Source organism: Streptomyces sp. NPDC052040 (genome assembly GCF_044548405.1).
Lineage (GTDB): Bacteria > Actinomycetota > Actinomycetes > Streptomycetales > Streptomycetaceae > Streptomyces.
The window spans coordinates 300,860-317,682 of record NZ_JBIUBV010000006.1; the positions used below are offsets into that span (position 1 = coordinate 300,860).

Genomic DNA, 16,823 nt, shown 5'->3' on the forward strand with positions numbered 1-16,823 from the left:
CGACAGGAGAGTGATGAAAGTCAAGGCAATCAGCCCCCTGCTGCTGCAGTGCGACCGGGGCAAGATCTATCTCACCTCCCCCAGGATGCCGGGGCGACTCCGCATAAAAAGGCAGGTAGCGGAAATCCTCTTTGCGCTCCAAGAGCCGCAGGACCAGTTAACCATCGGCCATCCCGAACTCTCACACGAACAGACGCAGTCAGTAATACAGACACTTATCTCAGCCGGATACATCCTACCGGCAGATGAAGCGGAGCAGAAGACGCAGACCCCCCACCCATGGGATGTGTGGGGGGCGAACGCATGGAACTTTCACACCCAGCTGAAAGATGCCCCATTTTTGCGAGGCGCCTCCCAGGAGATGGAGGCCTACGAGGCACGCATCACCTCACGCGTGAGACCGCCGAACGTGCGCGAAGAAGACCCTGAAACACCCGTGCTCCTGCTTCCACGTGTACGCTCCGAAATGAACGTCCCATTCCGCTCTGTCCTGGAAAACAGAAGAACGCACCGGCATTTCAAGGAGGATAGGGTAGGGCTTGATGATTTCGCCACCCTGCTCCACTACTCCTTCGCTCCTATGCGCTTCGCGGATTCAGGGGTTATGGGAGTGCAACAGCTGAAGTCCTACGCTTCAGGTGGCGCCAGGCACGAAGCAGAGTTCTACATAGCCGTGTTCAACGTCCACGGCGTCGAAGCAGGAACGTACCGCTACGACACGATCAGGCACGGCCTTGTTCCGGTCGAAGCGGATCTGAGCAGAGCAGCAATGGAGCGCTTCACTTATGATCAGGGATTCTTCACCACCAGTTCTTTCGGAGTGGTCACCACTGCCCTGACCGAACGAATGGCCTGGAAGTACCCGCACCCGCGCGCCTACAAGCTCATGCTTCACAACGTGGGGCATCTCGTTCAGGTTTTCTCCATGACAGCCTCCGCTCTTGGACTTGGCGCTGCTATAACAGGCGGCTTCAGAGATACCGAAGTGGAGAACGCCCTGCGACTGGAAGGGAGCAGCGAATTCCCCACCTTCTTCATGAGCTGTGGAGTTCCGGAATTAACGCCCGAGGGTCAGCCCGCCGTATACCGGGCACCGACACGACCGACGCTCTCCTGACTGCACTGAAGTGTTTCAGTGCGTCTCGGCGGGCCTTGCGATTGCGGCACGAGATCAGGCGACGCGACCTCCGCGCAGGTGCGCTGCACGGCACTGCCCCGGCGCCCGGCCGCCACCGAGGTGCACGGCCGCCCCGGGTGCGGAAGGATCGGCAGGGGCGGTCCCGCGCCCGTTTCGGGCGTTCCCACCCCGGAGCAGTCCGATGGCACAGCGCAGCACGGAGCCTTCGCCGGTTCCCGGCGAACCGGCGACACATCGCACCCCCTGGCCGCACACCCGGGCCGGGGACTGGGGAATCCTGCTCCTCAGAGTGGTCTTCGGACTCTTCCTGGCCGGGCACGGCGCCCAGAAGCTCTTCGGGATCTTCGGGGGCGCGGGCTTCACGGCCACCGGCCAGTACTTCTCCTCCCTCGGCTTCCACCCCGGCAGGCTCTACGCCCTGATCGGCGGCCTCTCCGAACTGCTCGGCGGCCTCGGCTTCGCCCTGGGCCTGCTCACCCCGCTCGCCGCGGCCGCGATGATCGGCGTGATGATCAACGCCATGGCGACCGTCACCGCCGCGCACGGCCTGTGGGTGACGGAGGACGGCGTGGAGTACAACGTCTGCATCGCCGCCGTCGCCCTCGCCGTGGCCGCCCTCGGCCCCGGCCGCTACTCCCTCGACCGCTTCTTCCCCTGGAGCAGAGGCGGCTGGCTCCCCGCGGCCGCAGCCCTGCTCCTCGGCGGCATCGGCGCGGCGATCACCCTGCTCCTGTGAGGGCTCCCACGTGACCGCGGTCACCTACGACGGGAAGCCGCAGCCCCGCCGCCGCGTGGAACTTCTGGTCCGCCCACCACTGGTACTGACAGGGCCCGGCCCCCTGACCGCGAAGGCGGTGACCCCGGCCCGGGGTCACCGCCTTCGGCGTACCTGCCCCCGCCCGCTCATCTACGGCACTCGAACCACACCGTCTTGCCGCCCGCGGCGTGCGGCTCCACACCCCACTTGTCGGCCAGCGCGTCCAGCAGCAGAAGCCCCCGGCCGCCCTCCGCGTCCTCGGGCACGTCCTTCCGGAGCGACGGAAGCCCGTCGAAGCCGTCGGACACCTCGATCCGGACCCCTGCCGCGCGCTGCTGCACCAGGACCGTGCACCGCCGGTCCGGCACATGGCGTACGACATTGGCCACCAGCTCGGTCACCCCCAGCTCGGCGTCGTCGGCCAGCTCCGTCAGCTCCCACTCACGTAGGAACGACCGGACGACACGCCGGATGTGCCGCGCGGAGTGCTCACCCACGGTGAGGCACATGCGGTACTGGGTGGGGTGGGGATCTAACAGGACGGGGGGAATGTAGTCGTTCACGGTACAAGGCTGACCTGGCGACACTACGCTGCGCTACACATGAGAGACAACCGGTGCCGCTGTGGGCCGTGTTGTGCGAGAGGGGGCTCTACGTGACCCATATCAACGTCCTCGACCCAGGCGCCTCACCGCTCGACTACTACGGCTTCGAGCTGCGCCGTCACCGGGAGGCCGCGGGCCTGACCCAGCGTCAACTGGGCGAGATCATCAATTACACGGGCTCGCTGGTCGGCCAGATCGAAACGGCCCGCAAGCTGCCGACCCTGGAGTTCAGCGAACGCGTGGACGCGGCGCTGGGCACGGGCGGGTTATTGTCGCGGCTGGTCCAGCTGGTTCTACGGAGCCAGCTTCCGGCGTGGTTTCAACAGGTTGCGGAGCTGGAGACGCGGGCAATCGAGATCTTCACCTTCCAGATGGGCATGGTCCACGGCCTCTTTCAGACCGAGGCGTATGTACGTGCCACACTCGGCGCGCTCGACCGGACCGACCTCGACGACCGCACCGCCGTACGACTGGCTCGCCAGCGCATCTTCGACAAGAAGGAGCCGCCCGTTCTCTGGATGGTCCTCAGCGAGGCCGCCTTGCGCCAGGAGATTGGCGGCCCGGAAGCCATGTCCGGCCAACTGGCCCGCCTATTGACGTTCGAGGACAACCCCGGGATCAACGTACAGGTGCTGCCGTTTTCAGCCGGAGCACACGCGGGACTGACAGGCTCGTTCACTCTCTATCGCTTCGTGAACGACCCCACCATCGTCTATACCGAGAGCTACGGCAGTGGTCACCCGACCGCCAACCCGCAGACCGTTAAGGACTGTTCACTCCGTTACGATCATCTCCAAGCCGCCGCGCTGTCCCTCAGAGACTCGGCGGAGTTGATCCGGCGCGTGATGGAGGACCGCTATGGAGAGCAAGTGGCGTAAGTCCAGCTACAGCAGCGACCAGGGCGGCAACTGCGTAGAGTGCGCCGCCCTCGGAGGACTGGCCTGGCGCAAGTCCTCGTACAGCAGCGACCAGGGCGGGGAGTGCGTGGAAATCGCAGAAGCCCCCTGTGCCACCGTCGCCGTACGCGACTCCAAGAACCCGGCCGGGCCGGCCCTCTCCCTCGCCCCGTCCTCCTTCTCCGCGTTCGTGGCGTGGGCGGCTAGAGACGCTGGATGATCGTGGCGGTGGCGAGTCCGCCGCCCGCGCACATCGTGATCAGTGCGAACTCCTTGTCCGCACGCTCCAGTTCGTGCAGTGCCGTGGTGATGAGCCGGGCCCCGGTCGCCCCGACCGGGTGCCCGAGCGCAATCGCACCGCCGTTCACGTTGACCTTCTCCAGGTCCTGGTCGAAGACCCGCGCCCAGCTCAGCACCACCGACGCGAACGCCTCGTTGATCTCCACCAGATCGATGTCGCCGAGCGACATTCCCGCCTTGCCCAGCACCGCCTTGGTCGCGTCGATCGGGCCGTCGAGATGGAAGTGCGGGTCCGCGCCCACCAGCGCCTGCGCCACGATCCGCGCCCGGGGGCGCAGCTTCAGGGCGCGCGCCATCCGCTTCGACGCCCACATCAGGGCCGCCGCGCCGTCCGAGATCTGCGAGGAGTTGCCCGCCGTGTGCACGGCCGTCGGCATGACCGGCTTCAGCCCGGCCAGCGCCTCCATCGAGGTGTCGCGCAGGCCCTCGTCCCGGTCGACCAGCCGCCACATGCCCTGACCGGCGTGCTGCTCCTCCTCGGTCGTCGGCACCTGCACCGCGAACGTCTCCCGCTTGAACCGCTCCTCGGACCAGGCGGCCGCCGCGCGCTCCTGCGAGATCAGCCCGAGCGAGTCCACCTGCTCCCGGGTCAGGCCGCGGTGGCGGGCGATCCGTTCGGCCGCCTCGAACTGGTTGGGCAGATCCACGTTCCACTCGTCCGGGAAGGGCCTGCCCGGGCCGTGCTTGGAGCCCGAGCCGAGCGGTACGCGTGACATCGCCTCCACACCGCAGCTGATCCCCACGTCGATGACGCCCGCGGCGACCATGTTGGCCACCATGTGCGCGGCCTGCTGGGAGGAGCCGCACTGGCAGTCGACGGTGGTCGCCGCGGTCTCGTAGGGCAGGCCGACGGTCAGCCAGGCCGTGCGCGCGGGGTTCATGGACTGCTCCCCGGCGTGCGTCACCGTTCCGCCCACGATCTGCTCCACGCAGTCGGCGGGGATGCCGGTGCGGCCCAGCAGTTCGCGGTAGGTCTCGCCCAGGAGATAGGCGGGATGGAGCTGGGCGAGCGCGCCGCCGCGCTTGCCGATGGGGGTGCGCACGGCTTCGACGATCACGGGTTCCGCGGCCATGGGGGGCTCGTCCTCTCCTCGGTCGCCCGCGCGGCGCGGACGTCCCGGCCCACCCACCGCGCAGAACTAGTACGCGTTCTAGTTCTGTGTGCAGTCTGCGGACCGGGCCGGTCGGGCCGCAAGGGTCGTGCACCCCCCGGCTCGCGAACCACCCCCGCTTCCGCCGCAATTGGCCGTGCGGCACCTCTTGCGGCTTGTGGCACCCCTTACTACCTTCACCACATTCCTGATGGGCCGTCAGAATGTGGGGACCCCATGCCCTGTCCCGCGCTGCCCGACGGGTTCGACTTCACCGACCCCGATGTGCTGCACCGCCGTGTGCCCCTGCCGGAGTTCGCCGAGCTGCGCCGCGCGGAGCCGGTCCGCTGGATCCCCCAGCGGCGGGGTACGGCAGGCTTCGCGGACGACGGCTACTGGGCCGTCACCCGGCACGCGGATGTCCGCCATGTCTCCACGCACCCCGAGATCTTCTCCTCGTACCGGAACACCGCGATCATCCGCTTCAACGAGCACATCCGGCGCGAAGCGATCGATGCCCAGCGGCTCATCATGCTCAACATGGACCCGCCGGAGCACACCCGGGTGCGCCGGATCGTGCAGCGCGGCTTCACCCCGCGCGCCATCCGGTCCCTGGAGGAGCGGCTGCGCGCCCGGGCCCGGGCCATCGTGGACCAGGCCGCGGCCCAGGAGGGTTCCTTCGACTTCGTCACCCGGGTGGCGTGCGAACTGCCGCTCCAGGCCATCGCCGAACTGATCGGCGTCCCACAGGAGGACCGGACAAAGATCTTCGACTGGTCGAACAAGATGATCTCCTACGACGACCCGGAGTACGCCATCACGGAGGAGGTCGGCACCCAGTCGGCCGCGGAGATCATCGCCTACTCCATGAACATGGCCGCCGAGCGCAAGCGCTGCCCGGCCGGGGACATCGTGACCACCCTGGTGGCCGCGGAGGACGAGGGCAACCTCGCCACGGACGAGTTCGGCTTCTTCGTGCTGCTGCTCGCCGTCGCGGGCAACGAGACCACCCGCAACGCCATCACGCACGGCATGCATGCCTTCCTCACCCACCCCGAGCAGTGGGACCTCTACCGGCGGGAGCGCCCCTCCACCACCGCGGAGGAGATCGTCCGCTGGGCCACGCCGGTGGTCGCCTTCCAGCGCACCGCGACCCGGGACACCGAACTCGGCGGCCGACGGATAGCCGAGGGCGACCGGGTCGGCCTCTTCTACTCCTCCGCCAACCACGACCCCGAGGTCTTCGACCGCCCGGACGTCTTCGACATCACCCGGGACCCCAACCCCCACCTCGGCTTCGGCGGCGGAGGCCCCCACTTCTGCCTCGGCAAGTCCCTGGCCGTCCTGGAGATCGACCTCATCTTCAACGCCCTGGCCGACACCATGCCGACCCTCCGCGCCGTCACCACCCCCCGCCGCCTCCGCTCGGCCTGGCTCAACGGCGTAAAAGAACTCCAAGTAACCACAGACTGACGCCGTACGGCGCGCATCCCTCCGGCCCCCTTCCGCGTCTTCCAAGAGGCACCGTCTCTCCACCCCCGGCTCTCCTCGAAGACTCGAACGGAAGCGCGCACCCGTGATCCCTGCCGTACTCGTACCGGGCCGGACCGAGGCACCGGAGGGAGACGCCGCTTCCGGGAGACCGTCGCTGCGCCGCCGTGCGGCCCGGCATCGGACACCGCTGATCGCCACCCTCGCCACCCTGCCGCTGTACGCGGTGTGGTGGGCCTTCCTCGCCACCGGCGGAGGGGACCTCGCGGCACAGGAGGCATGGGCGCGGTTCGCCGCCGAGCACGGCGAGTCGGCGTACAACCTCTTCTGGTACGGCGGCATGCACACCGCCAACTACAGCCTGATCTCCCCGTATCTGATGGCCGCCCTCGGCGTGCGTACCGTCACCGTGGTCTCCGGGGTGGCCTCCTCCTGGCTGGCCGCGGTGCTCATCGAGCGCACCGGAGTGCGCAGACCGCTCGGCCCGGCGCTGCTGGCCTCGCTGGCCCTCTGGTGCGATGTCGCCTCCGGCCGCACCACTTTCGCGCTGGGTGTCGCACTCGGGCTGGCAGCCTGCCTCCTGCTGACCGGACGGCAGCGGCTCGCCCCCGCCGCGGCCCTCTCCGCGCTCTCCACCGCGGCCAGCCCGGTGGCCGGGCTCTTCCTGGCCGTGGTGGGCGCGGGCTTCCTGTGCGTACGGGACATGCGGCGGGCCCTGGTGCTGCTGGCGCCCCCGGCCGCCGTGGTCGCGGCCACCACCCTGCTGTTCCCCTTCCGCGGCGAGCAGTTGATGTCCGCGGACCGCATCTGGCAGCCGGCGCTCCTGGGGCTGGCCGTGACGGCCCTGGCGCCGCGGGGCTGGCGGGTCGCCCGCTGGAGCGGGGTCGTCTACGCGGCCGGGACCGTGCTGGCGTATCTGATCCCCTCACCGGTCGGCACGAACGTCGAGCGGCTCGCGGAGCTGTTCGCCCCGGCCGTGCTGCTCGCGGTGCTGCTGGCCGAGCCCCGGCTGCGGGGTGCCCGGCGGGTGGCCCTCGTCGCCGCGCTGGTCCTCTCCGTCACCTGGGTGGGCCGCAAGACCGCGGACGATCTGCGGGTCTCCACCACCGTGCCCGCCTGGGCCGCGGACACCGGCGGGGTGGTGCGCGCCCTGGAGCGGCTGGGCGCGGACCGGACCAGGGTGGAGGCCGTCCCGGCCCGCAACCACCGCGAGGCCACCGCCCTCGCCCCGCACCTGAACCTGGCCCGCGGCTGGAACCGCCAGCTCGACATGGAACGCGGCCGCCTCTTCTACGACGGCACCTTCTCGGCCGCCACCTACCGCCAGTGGCTGGACCGCTGGGCGGTCGGCTTCGTCGTCCTGCCGCTGGGCAGGCCCGACGGCTACGCCGAGGACGAGGCCAGGCTCGTACGCGAACACCGCCCCGACTGGCTGGAGCCGGTGTGGCGGGACGCCCACTGGAGGGTCTACCGCGTCCGGGACGCCGTCCCGCTGGCCACCGCCCCCGCAACGGTCCTCAATACCACCAGCACCACGGTGGACGTACACGTCCCGCACGCGGGCCCGGTCACCGTACGGATCGCCTACTCCCCCTGGCTCCACACCGACACCGGCGCCTGCCTCACCCCGTCCGGAGAATTCACCCGCCTGACGGCCCCCGCCCCGGGCACCTACCGCATCAGCTCGGAGTACGGCTCCACGGGGGAGGACGGCGGCTGCTGAGCGGTCCGGCGCGTGGGTGCGGGGCTCAGCCGCGTTCGACCTCGACGCCGGACTCCTGGAACACGGAGCGGACCGCGTCCGTGTAGTCGCTCCCCAGGGCCTCGCGGGAGGCCGGGAAATCGCGCCAGAGCACCCGCAGCGGGCGGTCGCTGTCTCGGCGCATGGTCCGGAGGCAGTCGTGCAGCGCGTCGAGGTTGGATCCGAAGTAACCGCCCGGGCCGTTGACCGCTTCTCCCACGGCGCAGTACAGGGCGGCCCTGGTGACGATGCCGGAGCCCTCGATCACCGCCGTCTCGACCGGGCTGTACCGGGTCGCCCGGCGGCCGGAGGAGAACCACGCGGTCTGCACGACATGCAGCCAGCTCTTCTGGGCCCCTGCCGGGTACCGCCGCCACTCACCGGCCTCGATCGGCCCGCCTTCGGCCCATCTCCGCCACATCTCCCCCGCCTCGGGGAACTCGCAGACATGGCCGAACAGGGCGTATTCCACGTCCGGTCGGGCATGGGTGGCATCGGTGGAACCGGACGCCTGCCGAAGGACGGCAGCCACCCGCCCGACGTCATACGCCCCGATAGTCTTCCCCTCCCGGCCGACGACCTCGAATTCCGCGCGCTCGGTCTTCCCGGCCTTCGGATCGATCCGGTGCGCTCTCACGAACGTGACCGTCTCCGGCGGCTCCTCGTCGGGGTCCACGAAGAATCCCCGGACGTCCTCCGCGGCGACCAGCACATTCCGCGACTCCTTGTCGACGAGCCGGAACAGCACGCCTTCCGGGTATGGGGAGCTCATTCCATCCAACCGATCGTGTGTCGGGTCCGCCCGGGCACGGACGGGACATGACGGCGCCCGTCGAGCCGCAGCCACCCGGCCGGGGCCGGTGCGGCCGACCGCATTTTATGCGGCTGCGGCTCGACGGGCGTTCCTTCCTTCCCCGACTTACTTGGTCCAGCCCCAGTCAGGGAAATGCGGGGCCGTGAAACGCTGGATCTTCTCGTAGTGGGTCGAGGTCCACCCGATCACCTCGATACCGTTGGGCAGCGTCTTGACCAGGATTCTCTCCCTGTCCGAGCCACCGGGAACCGCGTACTCCTTGGCCCCCTCCCACTTGGGCCATTCCCGCCCCTGGTAGACGTCGTGCGAGACCAGCTCGCCCCGCTTGTAGGAGTCGTAGGCATCCGCGATCTCGTTGGTCATGCCCTTCGGGAGCTTGTCCGACAGGCGGCCGTTGGGACAGCGGTTGTTGTGGACCAGAACCGGGGTGGTGCCCGCCAGCACGTAATACGTGTGCAGTTCGGCGACCGTCAGGTTGTGGACACGCTGATCCGCCGCTGCCCGGTACGTCGCCGCCGCGACCCGGGCGGAGGCGCCCGAGGCCGTCCTCAGCGGCAGGCCGGGCCGGAGATCACCGGCGTCGACCCAGGCCCTGGTGGTGCCCCCGACCCAGAACGGGTGTGCCGTCGTGGCGGTGACCGATCCACGGACTCCTGTCCGCGGTGCCGACACCGTGACGTCGACGAGTTGTTTGGTGCCCTGTCCCGTGATGGTCGCCTGGACGGGTTCCGCCTCGGTGCGCCCCGACCCGGGGTCGGTGGCCAGGACACGGTCGCCGACGCGGACGTCCTCGATGGGCTTGGTGCGGCGGTCGGCCATCAGGACCCGGGTGCCCGGCACGAAGCTGTTCTTCGCACACGGCGTCTTCCTGAGCAGCTTCATCTTGAGCGCGCTCAGGGCCAGGTCCTTCATGCACGAGGTGTCGAACTTGTCCAGGCACTTCTGGATCTCGTCGACTCCCAGGTACCAGGCGACCAGGCGGTCGAGGTAGGTGCTGGTGATGCAGCCCATGCCACCGGCCCCGTCACCGCCGCACACCAGGACGGTGTCGCCCGCCTTGATGTCGCCGTTGAATGCGTGTTCCCTGCGGAACTCGAACAAGCGCTTCTCGAGCGCCGTCCTCAGCTCCGCGTCCGAGATCGGCTTGCTCGGATTCTTCGCCTCCTGCTGCACCTGTGCCTTCAGCTCCGCCACGAGCTTGTCGGCCGCGATCTTCATCGCCTCCGACCGGGCCTGGGCGGCTGCCACGGCGTCCTTGCCCGCCGCCTCGGCGGACTCCCCGGCCTGGTAGGCGGAGATGTTGGCCTGATAGGCGTAGCCATTGGCGAGACTCGCGGAGTGCTGGGCCTGTTCCGCCGAACGGGCGGCCGACTGGGCGTCCTTCTGGGCCGCCGCGGCCGCGTTCCTGGCGGTCCTGGCGGACTCGGCGGCGCGGTCGGCGGACGCAGCCGCGTCGTTCGCCGACTTGTTGGCCTGCGTGGAGTAGTCGGACGCCTGCTTGGCGGACTGGTTCGCCTTGGTCGCCCACTCGGTGGCCTTGGTGGCGTCCTTGCGTGCGGTGGCGGCCACCTTCTGCGCGTCGGCGGCGTCCTTGTGGGCGAGCGCCGCCGACTTGTAGGCGGCCAGCAGCAGAGTGTTGATCTCGGCGATGTGCGCCGCCGCGTTGGCGTCACGCTGCTTCGCCCGGTACAGGCCGACCTGGAGGAAGGGACGCAGCCCGGCGGGCGGCCCGCTGAGCACGGCCTGCGCGGCGGCCTTCACCTCGGGACCGCCCTGCTCCAGGGCCTGCGCGACGGCCACCCGGTCGTCGTCCTCGCGTGCCGTGTACTGGCCGGTGTCCAGGAACGTCTGCACATCGGCGGCGGTGCCGTCCAGCGCCTTGCTGCCCGCGGCCTTCACCCCGGGGCCGCCCTGGGCCATGAGCTGCGCGACGGCGACCCGGTCGTCGTCCTCCTTGCCCGGGTAGGCGCGGGTGCGCAGGAACTCCCGGACCTGGTCGACCGGCTTGTCCAGCACATCCAGTGCGGCCTGCCGCTGGGCGGGCTTGTCACCGGTTTCGGCGATGTGCGCCACGCTCGCCCGGTCGTCCTGCTCCAGGGCGGTGTTCAGGTCCGTGCGCACGAACTCGGCCACATCCGCGTCGGTGCCGGTCACGGCCGTCTCCGCCGCGCTCTGGACCCAGGAGCCGCCGCTGGAGAGCATATTGACGGCCGCCTGTCGGCCCTTCGCCGCCGTGACCTGCGGGTCGGTCGATGCGGCGGCGTCCTGCACCAGTTGCCGGGTCTCGGCGTCCAACTGCTGGATCCGGCCGGCCTCCCACTGGGCCTGGGCCACCTGCGTCTCGTGCTCCCTGTTCGCCTCCTCGGCGGCAAGCACGTCCTCGTCCTGCTGCTCGGCCAGCCGCTCGGCGTCCGCCTTGCGGGCCAGGTCGGCCACGCCTGCCGCCTGGTCCGCCGCGGTCTGCGCGTCGTCGGCGGCCCGAGTCGCCTCGTTGGCCGCCGCCGTGGCGTTCTTGGCCGCGTCCACCGCCTTGCCCGCCTCGGCGGCGGCCTTGTCCGCCGCCGTCGCCGCGGCCTCGGCGTGCGCGGCGGCCGCATTGGCGGCGTTGCGCGACTGCCGTGCCGCCGTCGCGGCCTGGTTGGCGTTGGCCTGCGCGGCGTTGGCCGCCCGCGTGGCCTGGTCGGCCAGCCGCTGGGCCCGGGCCGCCGCCTGCTGTGCCTCGGTGCTCTTGGAACCGGCCTCTCCGGCCCAGCGGCCCGCATCGGCCGCCGCTGCCGCGGCCGCGGCAGCGTTCATTCCGGCGCTGGCCGCATCTCCGGCGGCCTTCGCCGCGTTGTCGGCGGCGATACCGGCCTGGTCGGCGGCGTCCGCAGCCTTCCGGGCCCCGGCGGCGGCCTTGCGCGCGTTCTCCGCCGTCTCCCTGGCCTGCTTGGCCCGGGTGGCGTCACCGGCCGCCGCCGCGGCGGCCGACCTGGCCGAGGACGCGGCGCTGCCCGCGCGGCCCGCGGCGTACGCCGCCTGCGCGGCGGCACTGGCGGCCACCCGGGCGGCCGAGTTCGCCGCCGCGGCGGCCGATACCGCCGTACGGGCCGACTGAGCCGCGCGGTCCGCGGCCGCCGCCGCACGCGAGGCGGCCGCGGCCGCCCTGCCCGCGGAGGACTTCGCCGCCTGTGCCTCCCGCGCCGCGTCCTGTGCCGCCGCCATGGCCTGCTTGGTGGCCGCCGCTGCCTTGGCCGCCTCCTCCTTGGCCTTGTCGGTCAGCTCCTTGGCCTGCTTCTGGGCGTGGTCGGCCAGATCGGCCAGCTGGGAGACCGTCAGCGTCTCCTGGTCCCGGGCGGAGGCGATCTGCCATCCGTCGTCCAGGAATGCCTGAACGTCCTCGGGCGTACCGTCCATCGCCTGCTGTGCGGCCTGCTTGACGTTGGGGCCGCCCGCCGACATCAGGCGCAGCACCTGGATCCGGTTGTCGTCCTCGCGCGGCCGGAACTGGCCCTCCTCGATGAACGCCCGCAGGTCGTCGGGCGTTCCGTCGAGCGCCGTGCCCGCCGCGGCCTTCACGCCCGGGCCGCCGTTGGCCATGATCTGCGCGACCTGAACCCGCAGATCCTCGTCGTAGGGCGCCTCGAAGCCGCTGTTGAGGAAGTCCTTGAGCTGAGCCGCTCCACCGTTCAGCGCGGTGTTGGCCGCCGCCCGCACGCCGGGGCCGCCGATGGCCATGACCTGGGCGACCTGAACCCGCAGGTCCTCCTCCCAGATGACCGGGAGGTCCTGGCCCATGAATATCTGGACGTCCTCGTCCGACCCGGTGAGGGCGGCCGCGGCCGCACGCTGCACGCCCGGGCCGCCGTATCTCCAGGCCTCCAGGACATCCGCCCGGTTGTAGTCCGGCAGGTCGTCAGCAGCTGCCGGTTGTATGTCCATGCCCAGCAGCAGCGCCAGAGCGATCAGCGTGGCCGCTATGCCACGCCGGCCTGGCACCGCCCGGAATCCGGTTGCCAATGTCTCTCCTTCTCCAAGTGTGTGGACCGTTGGTGGTCGCCGTGCCCGTCGGGTCACTTACGTGCGCAGTTCTGCTTCCGCCACTGGAAGAACTGGTCGGCCGTGTTGGTGATGACCCCGTCGACGGCGAAGGACGTCGCGGTCTTCCACTTGGTGTCGCCGTCGACCGTCCAGACGAAGGTCTGGACACCGGCCGCCCGGAGCAGGCGCACCGCTTCGGGGTGGGCCGCGAGGCTGGTGAAGTTCACCGCGTAGGCGGAGAGGGAGAACGCGCGGGCAGTGGCCACGGGATCCGCGTCGAGGGCGTCCCGGAGCAGGGCGACCTTGGTCCGGTACGGGGAGGCCGCCGCGTTCCGCACGATGTCCTCGTCGAAGGACTGGAGCACCGTACGGTCCGTCATCCCGGCCTCGGAGACCAGCCGCAGGGCGTAGTCGACCGACGCCCGGGTCTGCGGGCCCTTGATCTCCAGCAGGAGGCGGACCGAACGGGGCCGGACGGCGGCCAGGGCCTGTTGCAGGGTCGGGACGCGTCCGCCGCCCTTGATCGTGAGCCGGGAGATCTGCTCGGCGGTGAGCTGGTCGACGCGTCCGGTGCCGTTGGTGGTGCGGTCCACGGTCTCGTCGTGCATGATGACCGGCTGGCCGTCCTTGGTGAACTGCACGTCCGTCTCGACGTAGTCGGCGCCGTGGGCGGCCGCCGCCTCGAAGGAGGCGACCGTGTTCTCCGGGGCGAGCCCGGGTGCGCCGCGGTGCCCGATGTCGCGGGTGCCGGAGCAGTCGGCGACCGGGCTCTGCTCGGACACGCGGATGTCGTCCACGGTCGCGGCGGCGTACTCCTGGAAGGTGCCCCGGTAACGCAGCCGTCCGATCTGGAGGGCGCCCTTCGCCTGCCAGGGCGTGGTGAACGAAGCCGCCGTCTGGGGCTTGCCGTTCACCAGGAGCTGGATCTTCTTCGCGGACGCGTCGTACACCCCGGTGAGCTGCGTCCACACCCCGGTCCGCGCCTTCTCCGCGCCGACCGACCGTACGATGCCGGTGTCGTCGGTGTCCTTGATGTGCCGGTTGAACACCCAGCTGTCGTAGTACGTCGAGTAGTAGAGCTGGAAGCCGCTGGCCCGCGTCCCCGCCTGCGACAGGAACGTGTAGTTGGACTTCTTGTCGTCCAGTCGCACCCAGGCCGACACCGAGAACGACTTGGTGGTGTCCAGGAGCGGTCCCGCCGTGGCCGCGAACGCTGTCCTGCCGTTCAGCTGGAGTCCGGTGCGGACCTTGCCCGCGACGCCGAGCCGGGCACCCCCTGCCACCTGGGCCGAGAGTTCCTGCCCCGGGCCGCCGCTCACCCGCGCGGTACCCGCGCGCTCGTCGAGGGAAAAGGCCGCCCGCGGGACGAGGTTCGGCTTGAGGGGGACCGGCGGAGCGGCCGTTGCCGCCCAGCCGTTCGGTGCGGTGGCGCCGAGGATCGCGGCGGAGGCCGTCATCACGACGAGCGGCAGCGCGAATCTGCCACGCAGTTTCATCTGTTGTCCTCAAATGGTCCCGACGGCACACCACATGGACATGGGGCGCCGAAAGAAAGGGAGAGAGAGGGAGTGAGGGAGGGTGAGCGGCTTTCAGGCAGGGGTCGTTGCCGCCGTCGGCACCATGACCCCGGTCGCCGCCCGTGCGGGCATGCCGCGCCGCCCCATCCTCATGCCCCCCGTGATGGTAAGAACTTGACGAACTTTAACCGATGTTCACCGAATTCACAGCTGGTCCACAGTCGGACCCTGCGTGGAGGCGGACTTCTCCCGTTCGCCGCCGGTGTTCTCGTCCGGGGTGCGGCTCCGCGGAAGCCGGATCCCGCCCCGGGGCTCCGTCACCGTCCGCGGGCCCCACAGAAGACGGGTCAGGGCGAAGCCCGCGCCCACCACCGTCGCGCCACCGACGGCGTCCAGCACCCAGTGGTTGCCGGTCGCCACGATCGCCGAGACCGTGAACAGGGGGTGCAGCAGACCGAGGGCCTTCATCCACCACTTGGGGGCCAGGATCGCGATGGTCAGCCCGCACCACAGGGACCAGCCGAAGTGCAGCGAGGGCATCGCCGCGTACTGGTTGGTCAGCGCCGTCAGGGTGCCGTAGTCGGGCTTGGAGAAGTCCTGGACGCCGTGCACGGTGTCGATGATGCCGAGGTGCGGCATCAGCCGCGGCGGGGCCAGCGGGTAGAGCCAGAAGCCGACCAGGGCGAACAGGGTGGCGAAGCCGAGGGCCGAGCGCGCCCACCGGTAGTCGGCCGGGCGGCGCCAGTAGAGCACGGCGAGCACGGTCAGCGGGACGACGAAGTGGAAGGACTCGTAATAGAAGTCGAAGAAGTCGCGCAGCCAGCCGACCTTGACGACGGCGTGGTTGATCCCGTGCTCGATGTCGATGCCGAGGAACCGCTCCAGGGCGAGGACCTGGTTGCCGTGGTGCTCGGCGGTGGCCCGGCCCGCCGAGTTCTCACCGCCGGTCGCCGCGAGCCGGACCTGTGAGTAGGCGGCGTAGGTGACCCGGATCAGCAGCAGCTCCAGCAGCAGGTTGGGACGGGCCAGGACCCGGCGCAGGAACGGCGGCTGCGGGACGCGGCGCGGCCGGGAGGGGGCGGCAGCCGCGTACTCGGTGGGCACGGGGGCCCGGTAGAAGGGGGAGGTGCGGGGCAGGAACGGCACGAAGGCGGCGGCCGCGAGGGCGGCCAGCAGCACCAGGTTGTCGCGCAGCGGCTCGACCAGCGCCATGTTGGGCAGCATCATCTTCGCGGGCAGCGTCATCACCAGGACGACGGCGACCGGCCAGACATAGCGGTCCTTGGCCCGGGTGCCGACCCGGCCGACGACCGCCAGCAGCACCCACAGCAGCTCGTGCTGCCAGCTCGTCGGCGAGACGGCGACCGCCACACAGCCGGTGACGGCCACGGCGAGCAGCAGCTGCCCGTCCCGCGCGTACCGCACCGCGCGGCGCAGTCCGACGACCGCGAGGGCGGCGCCCAGCACGAGGAACAGGCCGATCTCCAGCGGCCCGGCCAGGCCCAGCCGGAGCAGGGCGCCGTGCAGGGACTGGTTGGTGTGGTCGTCGGCCTTGCCGCCGAGTCCGGTACCGGCCACATGGTGCACCCAGTAGGTGTACGAGTCGTGCGGCATCGCGGCCCAGGCCAGCACGGTGCACACGGCGAAGGTGCCCGCGGACCAGACGGCGGCGCGGCGGCGGCCGGTGAACCACAGCAGGGGCGCGAACAGCAGCACGGTCGGCTGGAGCGCCGCACCGACGCCGATCAGCAGCCCCCCGGCCCGTTGCCCGCGCACGGCCAGGCAGCCGAGCAGCACGAGCAGGACCGGGATGATGCTGGTCTGCCCGAGATAGAGGGCGTTGCGCACCGGCAGCGACAGCATCAGCAGGCTGATCGCGACGGGCGCGGCCAGCAGGGAGCTGCGCCGGGTCACCGGCTGGGGCAGGGCGCGGGCGGCGATCAGGCCGAGCGCGACGACCAGGAGCAGGGTGCCGAAGGTCCAGCCCCAGCCGAGGGCCTGCTGAGCGGCCCGGGTGAGGGGCTTGAGGACGAGTCCGGCGAAGGGGGTGCCGGTGAAGTGCGTCGAGTCGTAGAGCGACCCGTTGACGTGCAGGACCCCGTTGGGTCCGACCCAGGTCTCCAGGTCCGTCAGCCGCTCGCCCCGGGGTGCGCCGAGGACGGCCGCCACCTGCCGTACGGCGAGCACCGCGGCGATCAGCCAGAGGCCGGCCCGGGCCGCTCTCAGCCGCGAGGTCTCCTGAGGGGGGCTGCCCGCCCCGTAGGCACCGGCCATCTGCCCGCTGTGCTCCACGTTCGCCACGCCCCGCGGCCTCCCGCCCCGTTTGTCCCGTACGTCCCTTGTGTTCCCCGCGTAGACACCTGTCCGTACCCATGAGGGTCGCAGCACCCCCGTGGAGGGACGCAGGCAACCCCCGCTTCACCTGAGGTCCGCCCGGCTTTCGTCCGGCCGAT

At 70.6% G+C, this 16,823-nt stretch carries 12 protein-coding genes; 6 read left to right on the top strand and 6 right to left on the bottom strand.

Translation table 11 applies throughout. From position 1 onward, the window contains the following. Positions 1-13: 13 nt before the first annotated feature. Positions 14-1,117: a SagB/ThcOx family dehydrogenase gene (locus tag ACIHAA_RS15805; protein ID WP_399817266.1), complete on the top strand. Its 1,104-nt coding sequence runs from the start codon at positions 14-16 to the stop codon at positions 1,115-1,117. Positions 1,118-1,319: 202 nt separating this feature from the next. Further along, on the top strand, positions 1,320-1,874 hold the full coding sequence (locus ACIHAA_RS15810) for a DoxX family protein (protein ID WP_399817268.1): 555 nt from the start codon (positions 1,320-1,322) through the stop codon (positions 1,872-1,874). A 167-nt stretch (positions 1,875-2,041) separates the two neighbouring features. Here the strand turns inward: ACIHAA_RS15810 and ACIHAA_RS15815 are convergent, their stop codons facing one another. Further along, complete coding sequence (locus ACIHAA_RS15815; protein ID WP_399817270.1) at positions 2,042-2,404, bottom strand: ATP-binding protein; 363 nt, start codon at positions 2,402-2,404, stop codon at positions 2,042-2,044. A gap of 146 nt (positions 2,405-2,550) precedes the next feature. Here ACIHAA_RS15815 and ACIHAA_RS15820 point away from each other — a divergent pair, with 146 nt between their 5' ends. Both ACIHAA_RS15820 and ACIHAA_RS15825 read left to right on the top strand, forming a co-directional pair. Beyond that, the gene (locus ACIHAA_RS15820; protein ID WP_399817272.1) at positions 2,551-3,378 is read left to right on the top strand and encodes a helix-turn-helix domain-containing protein; all 828 of its coding nucleotides are present in this window, start codon (positions 2,551-2,553) and stop codon (positions 3,376-3,378) included. Continuing rightward, positions 3,359-3,616 (top strand): DUF397 domain-containing protein, encoded by a 258-nt coding sequence (locus ACIHAA_RS15825; protein WP_399817273.1) that lies wholly within the window; start codon positions 3,359-3,361, stop codon positions 3,614-3,616. The genes ACIHAA_RS15820 and ACIHAA_RS15825 overlap by 20 nt, the downstream gene beginning before the upstream one ends. Here ACIHAA_RS15825 and ACIHAA_RS15830 read toward each other — a convergent pair. Next, positions 3,600-4,769, bottom strand: coding sequence for a steroid 3-ketoacyl-CoA thiolase (locus ACIHAA_RS15830; RefSeq protein WP_399817275.1), 1,170 nt, complete (start codon positions 4,767-4,769; stop codon positions 3,600-3,602). The two genes, ACIHAA_RS15825 and ACIHAA_RS15830, sit on opposite strands and share 17 nt — an antisense overlap. 255 nt (positions 4,770-5,024) lie before the next feature. Here ACIHAA_RS15830 and ACIHAA_RS15835 point away from each other — a divergent pair, with 255 nt between their 5' ends. Both ACIHAA_RS15835 and ACIHAA_RS15840 read left to right on the top strand, forming a co-directional pair. Further along, positions 5,025-6,260 (top strand): cytochrome P450, encoded by a 1,236-nt coding sequence (locus ACIHAA_RS15835; protein ID WP_399817277.1) that lies wholly within the window; start codon positions 5,025-5,027, stop codon positions 6,258-6,260. A gap of 103 nt (positions 6,261-6,363) precedes the next feature. Continuing rightward, the gene (locus ACIHAA_RS15840; protein ID WP_399817278.1) at positions 6,364-8,001 is read left to right on the top strand and encodes a hypothetical protein; all 1,638 of its coding nucleotides are present in this window, start codon (positions 6,364-6,366) and stop codon (positions 7,999-8,001) included. Positions 8,002-8,026: 25 nt separating this feature from the next. On the opposite strand, the gene ACIHAA_RS15845 is transcribed toward ACIHAA_RS15840, so the two are convergent. The 4 genes from ACIHAA_RS15845 to ACIHAA_RS15860 form a co-directional block, all read right to left on the bottom strand. Next, positions 8,027-8,791: a barstar family protein gene (locus tag ACIHAA_RS15845; protein WP_399817280.1), complete on the bottom strand. Its 765-nt coding sequence runs from the start codon at positions 8,789-8,791 to the stop codon at positions 8,027-8,029. 147 nt (positions 8,792-8,938) lie between these two features. Next, positions 8,939-12,832 carry a polymorphic toxin-type HINT domain-containing protein gene (locus ACIHAA_RS15850; protein WP_399817282.1) on the bottom strand — a complete coding sequence of 1,298 codons (3,894 nt, stop codon included), beginning with the start codon at positions 12,830-12,832 and terminating at the stop codon, positions 8,939-8,941. 53 nt (positions 12,833-12,885) lie between these two features. Continuing rightward, positions 12,886-14,349, bottom strand: coding sequence for a glycerophosphodiester phosphodiesterase family protein (locus ACIHAA_RS15855; protein WP_399817284.1), 1,464 nt, complete (start codon positions 14,347-14,349; stop codon positions 12,886-12,888). Positions 14,350-14,574: 225 nt separating this feature from the next. Next, complete coding sequence (locus ACIHAA_RS15860) at positions 14,575-16,671, bottom strand: bifunctional glycosyltransferase 87/phosphatase PAP2 family protein (protein ID WP_399817286.1); 2,097 nt, start codon at positions 16,669-16,671, stop codon at positions 14,575-14,577. Between the last annotated feature and the right edge of the window lie 152 nt (positions 16,672-16,823).

What these genes read in the sequence shown, in the direction of transcription:
- ACIHAA_RS15805 (WP_399817266.1), top strand. Translation starts at nt 14, where the DNA reads ATGAAAGTCAAGGCAATCAGCCCCCTGCTGCTGCAGTGCGACCGGGGC.
- ACIHAA_RS15810 (WP_399817268.1), top strand. Translation starts at nt 1,320, where the DNA reads ATGGCACAGCGCAGCACGGAGCCTTCGCCGGTTCCCGGCGAACCGGCG.
- ACIHAA_RS15815 (WP_399817270.1), bottom strand. Translation starts at nt 2,404, where the DNA reads ATGTGCCTCACCGTGGGTGAGCACTCCGCGCGGCACATCCGGCGTGTC.
- ACIHAA_RS15825 (WP_399817273.1), top strand. Translation starts at nt 3,359, where the DNA reads ATGGAGAGCAAGTGGCGTAAGTCCAGCTACAGCAGCGACCAGGGCGGC.
- ACIHAA_RS15830 (WP_399817275.1), bottom strand. Translation starts at nt 4,769, where the DNA reads ATGGCCGCGGAACCCGTGATCGTCGAAGCCGTGCGCACCCCCATCGGC.
- ACIHAA_RS15835 (WP_399817277.1), top strand. Translation starts at nt 5,025, where the DNA reads ATGCCCTGTCCCGCGCTGCCCGACGGGTTCGACTTCACCGACCCCGAT.
- ACIHAA_RS15845 (WP_399817280.1), bottom strand. Translation starts at nt 8,791, where the DNA reads ATGAGCTCCCCATACCCGGAAGGCGTGCTGTTCCGGCTCGTCGACAAG.
- ACIHAA_RS15855 (WP_399817284.1), bottom strand. Translation starts at nt 14,349, where the DNA reads ATGAAACTGCGTGGCAGATTCGCGCTGCCGCTCGTCGTGATGACGGCC.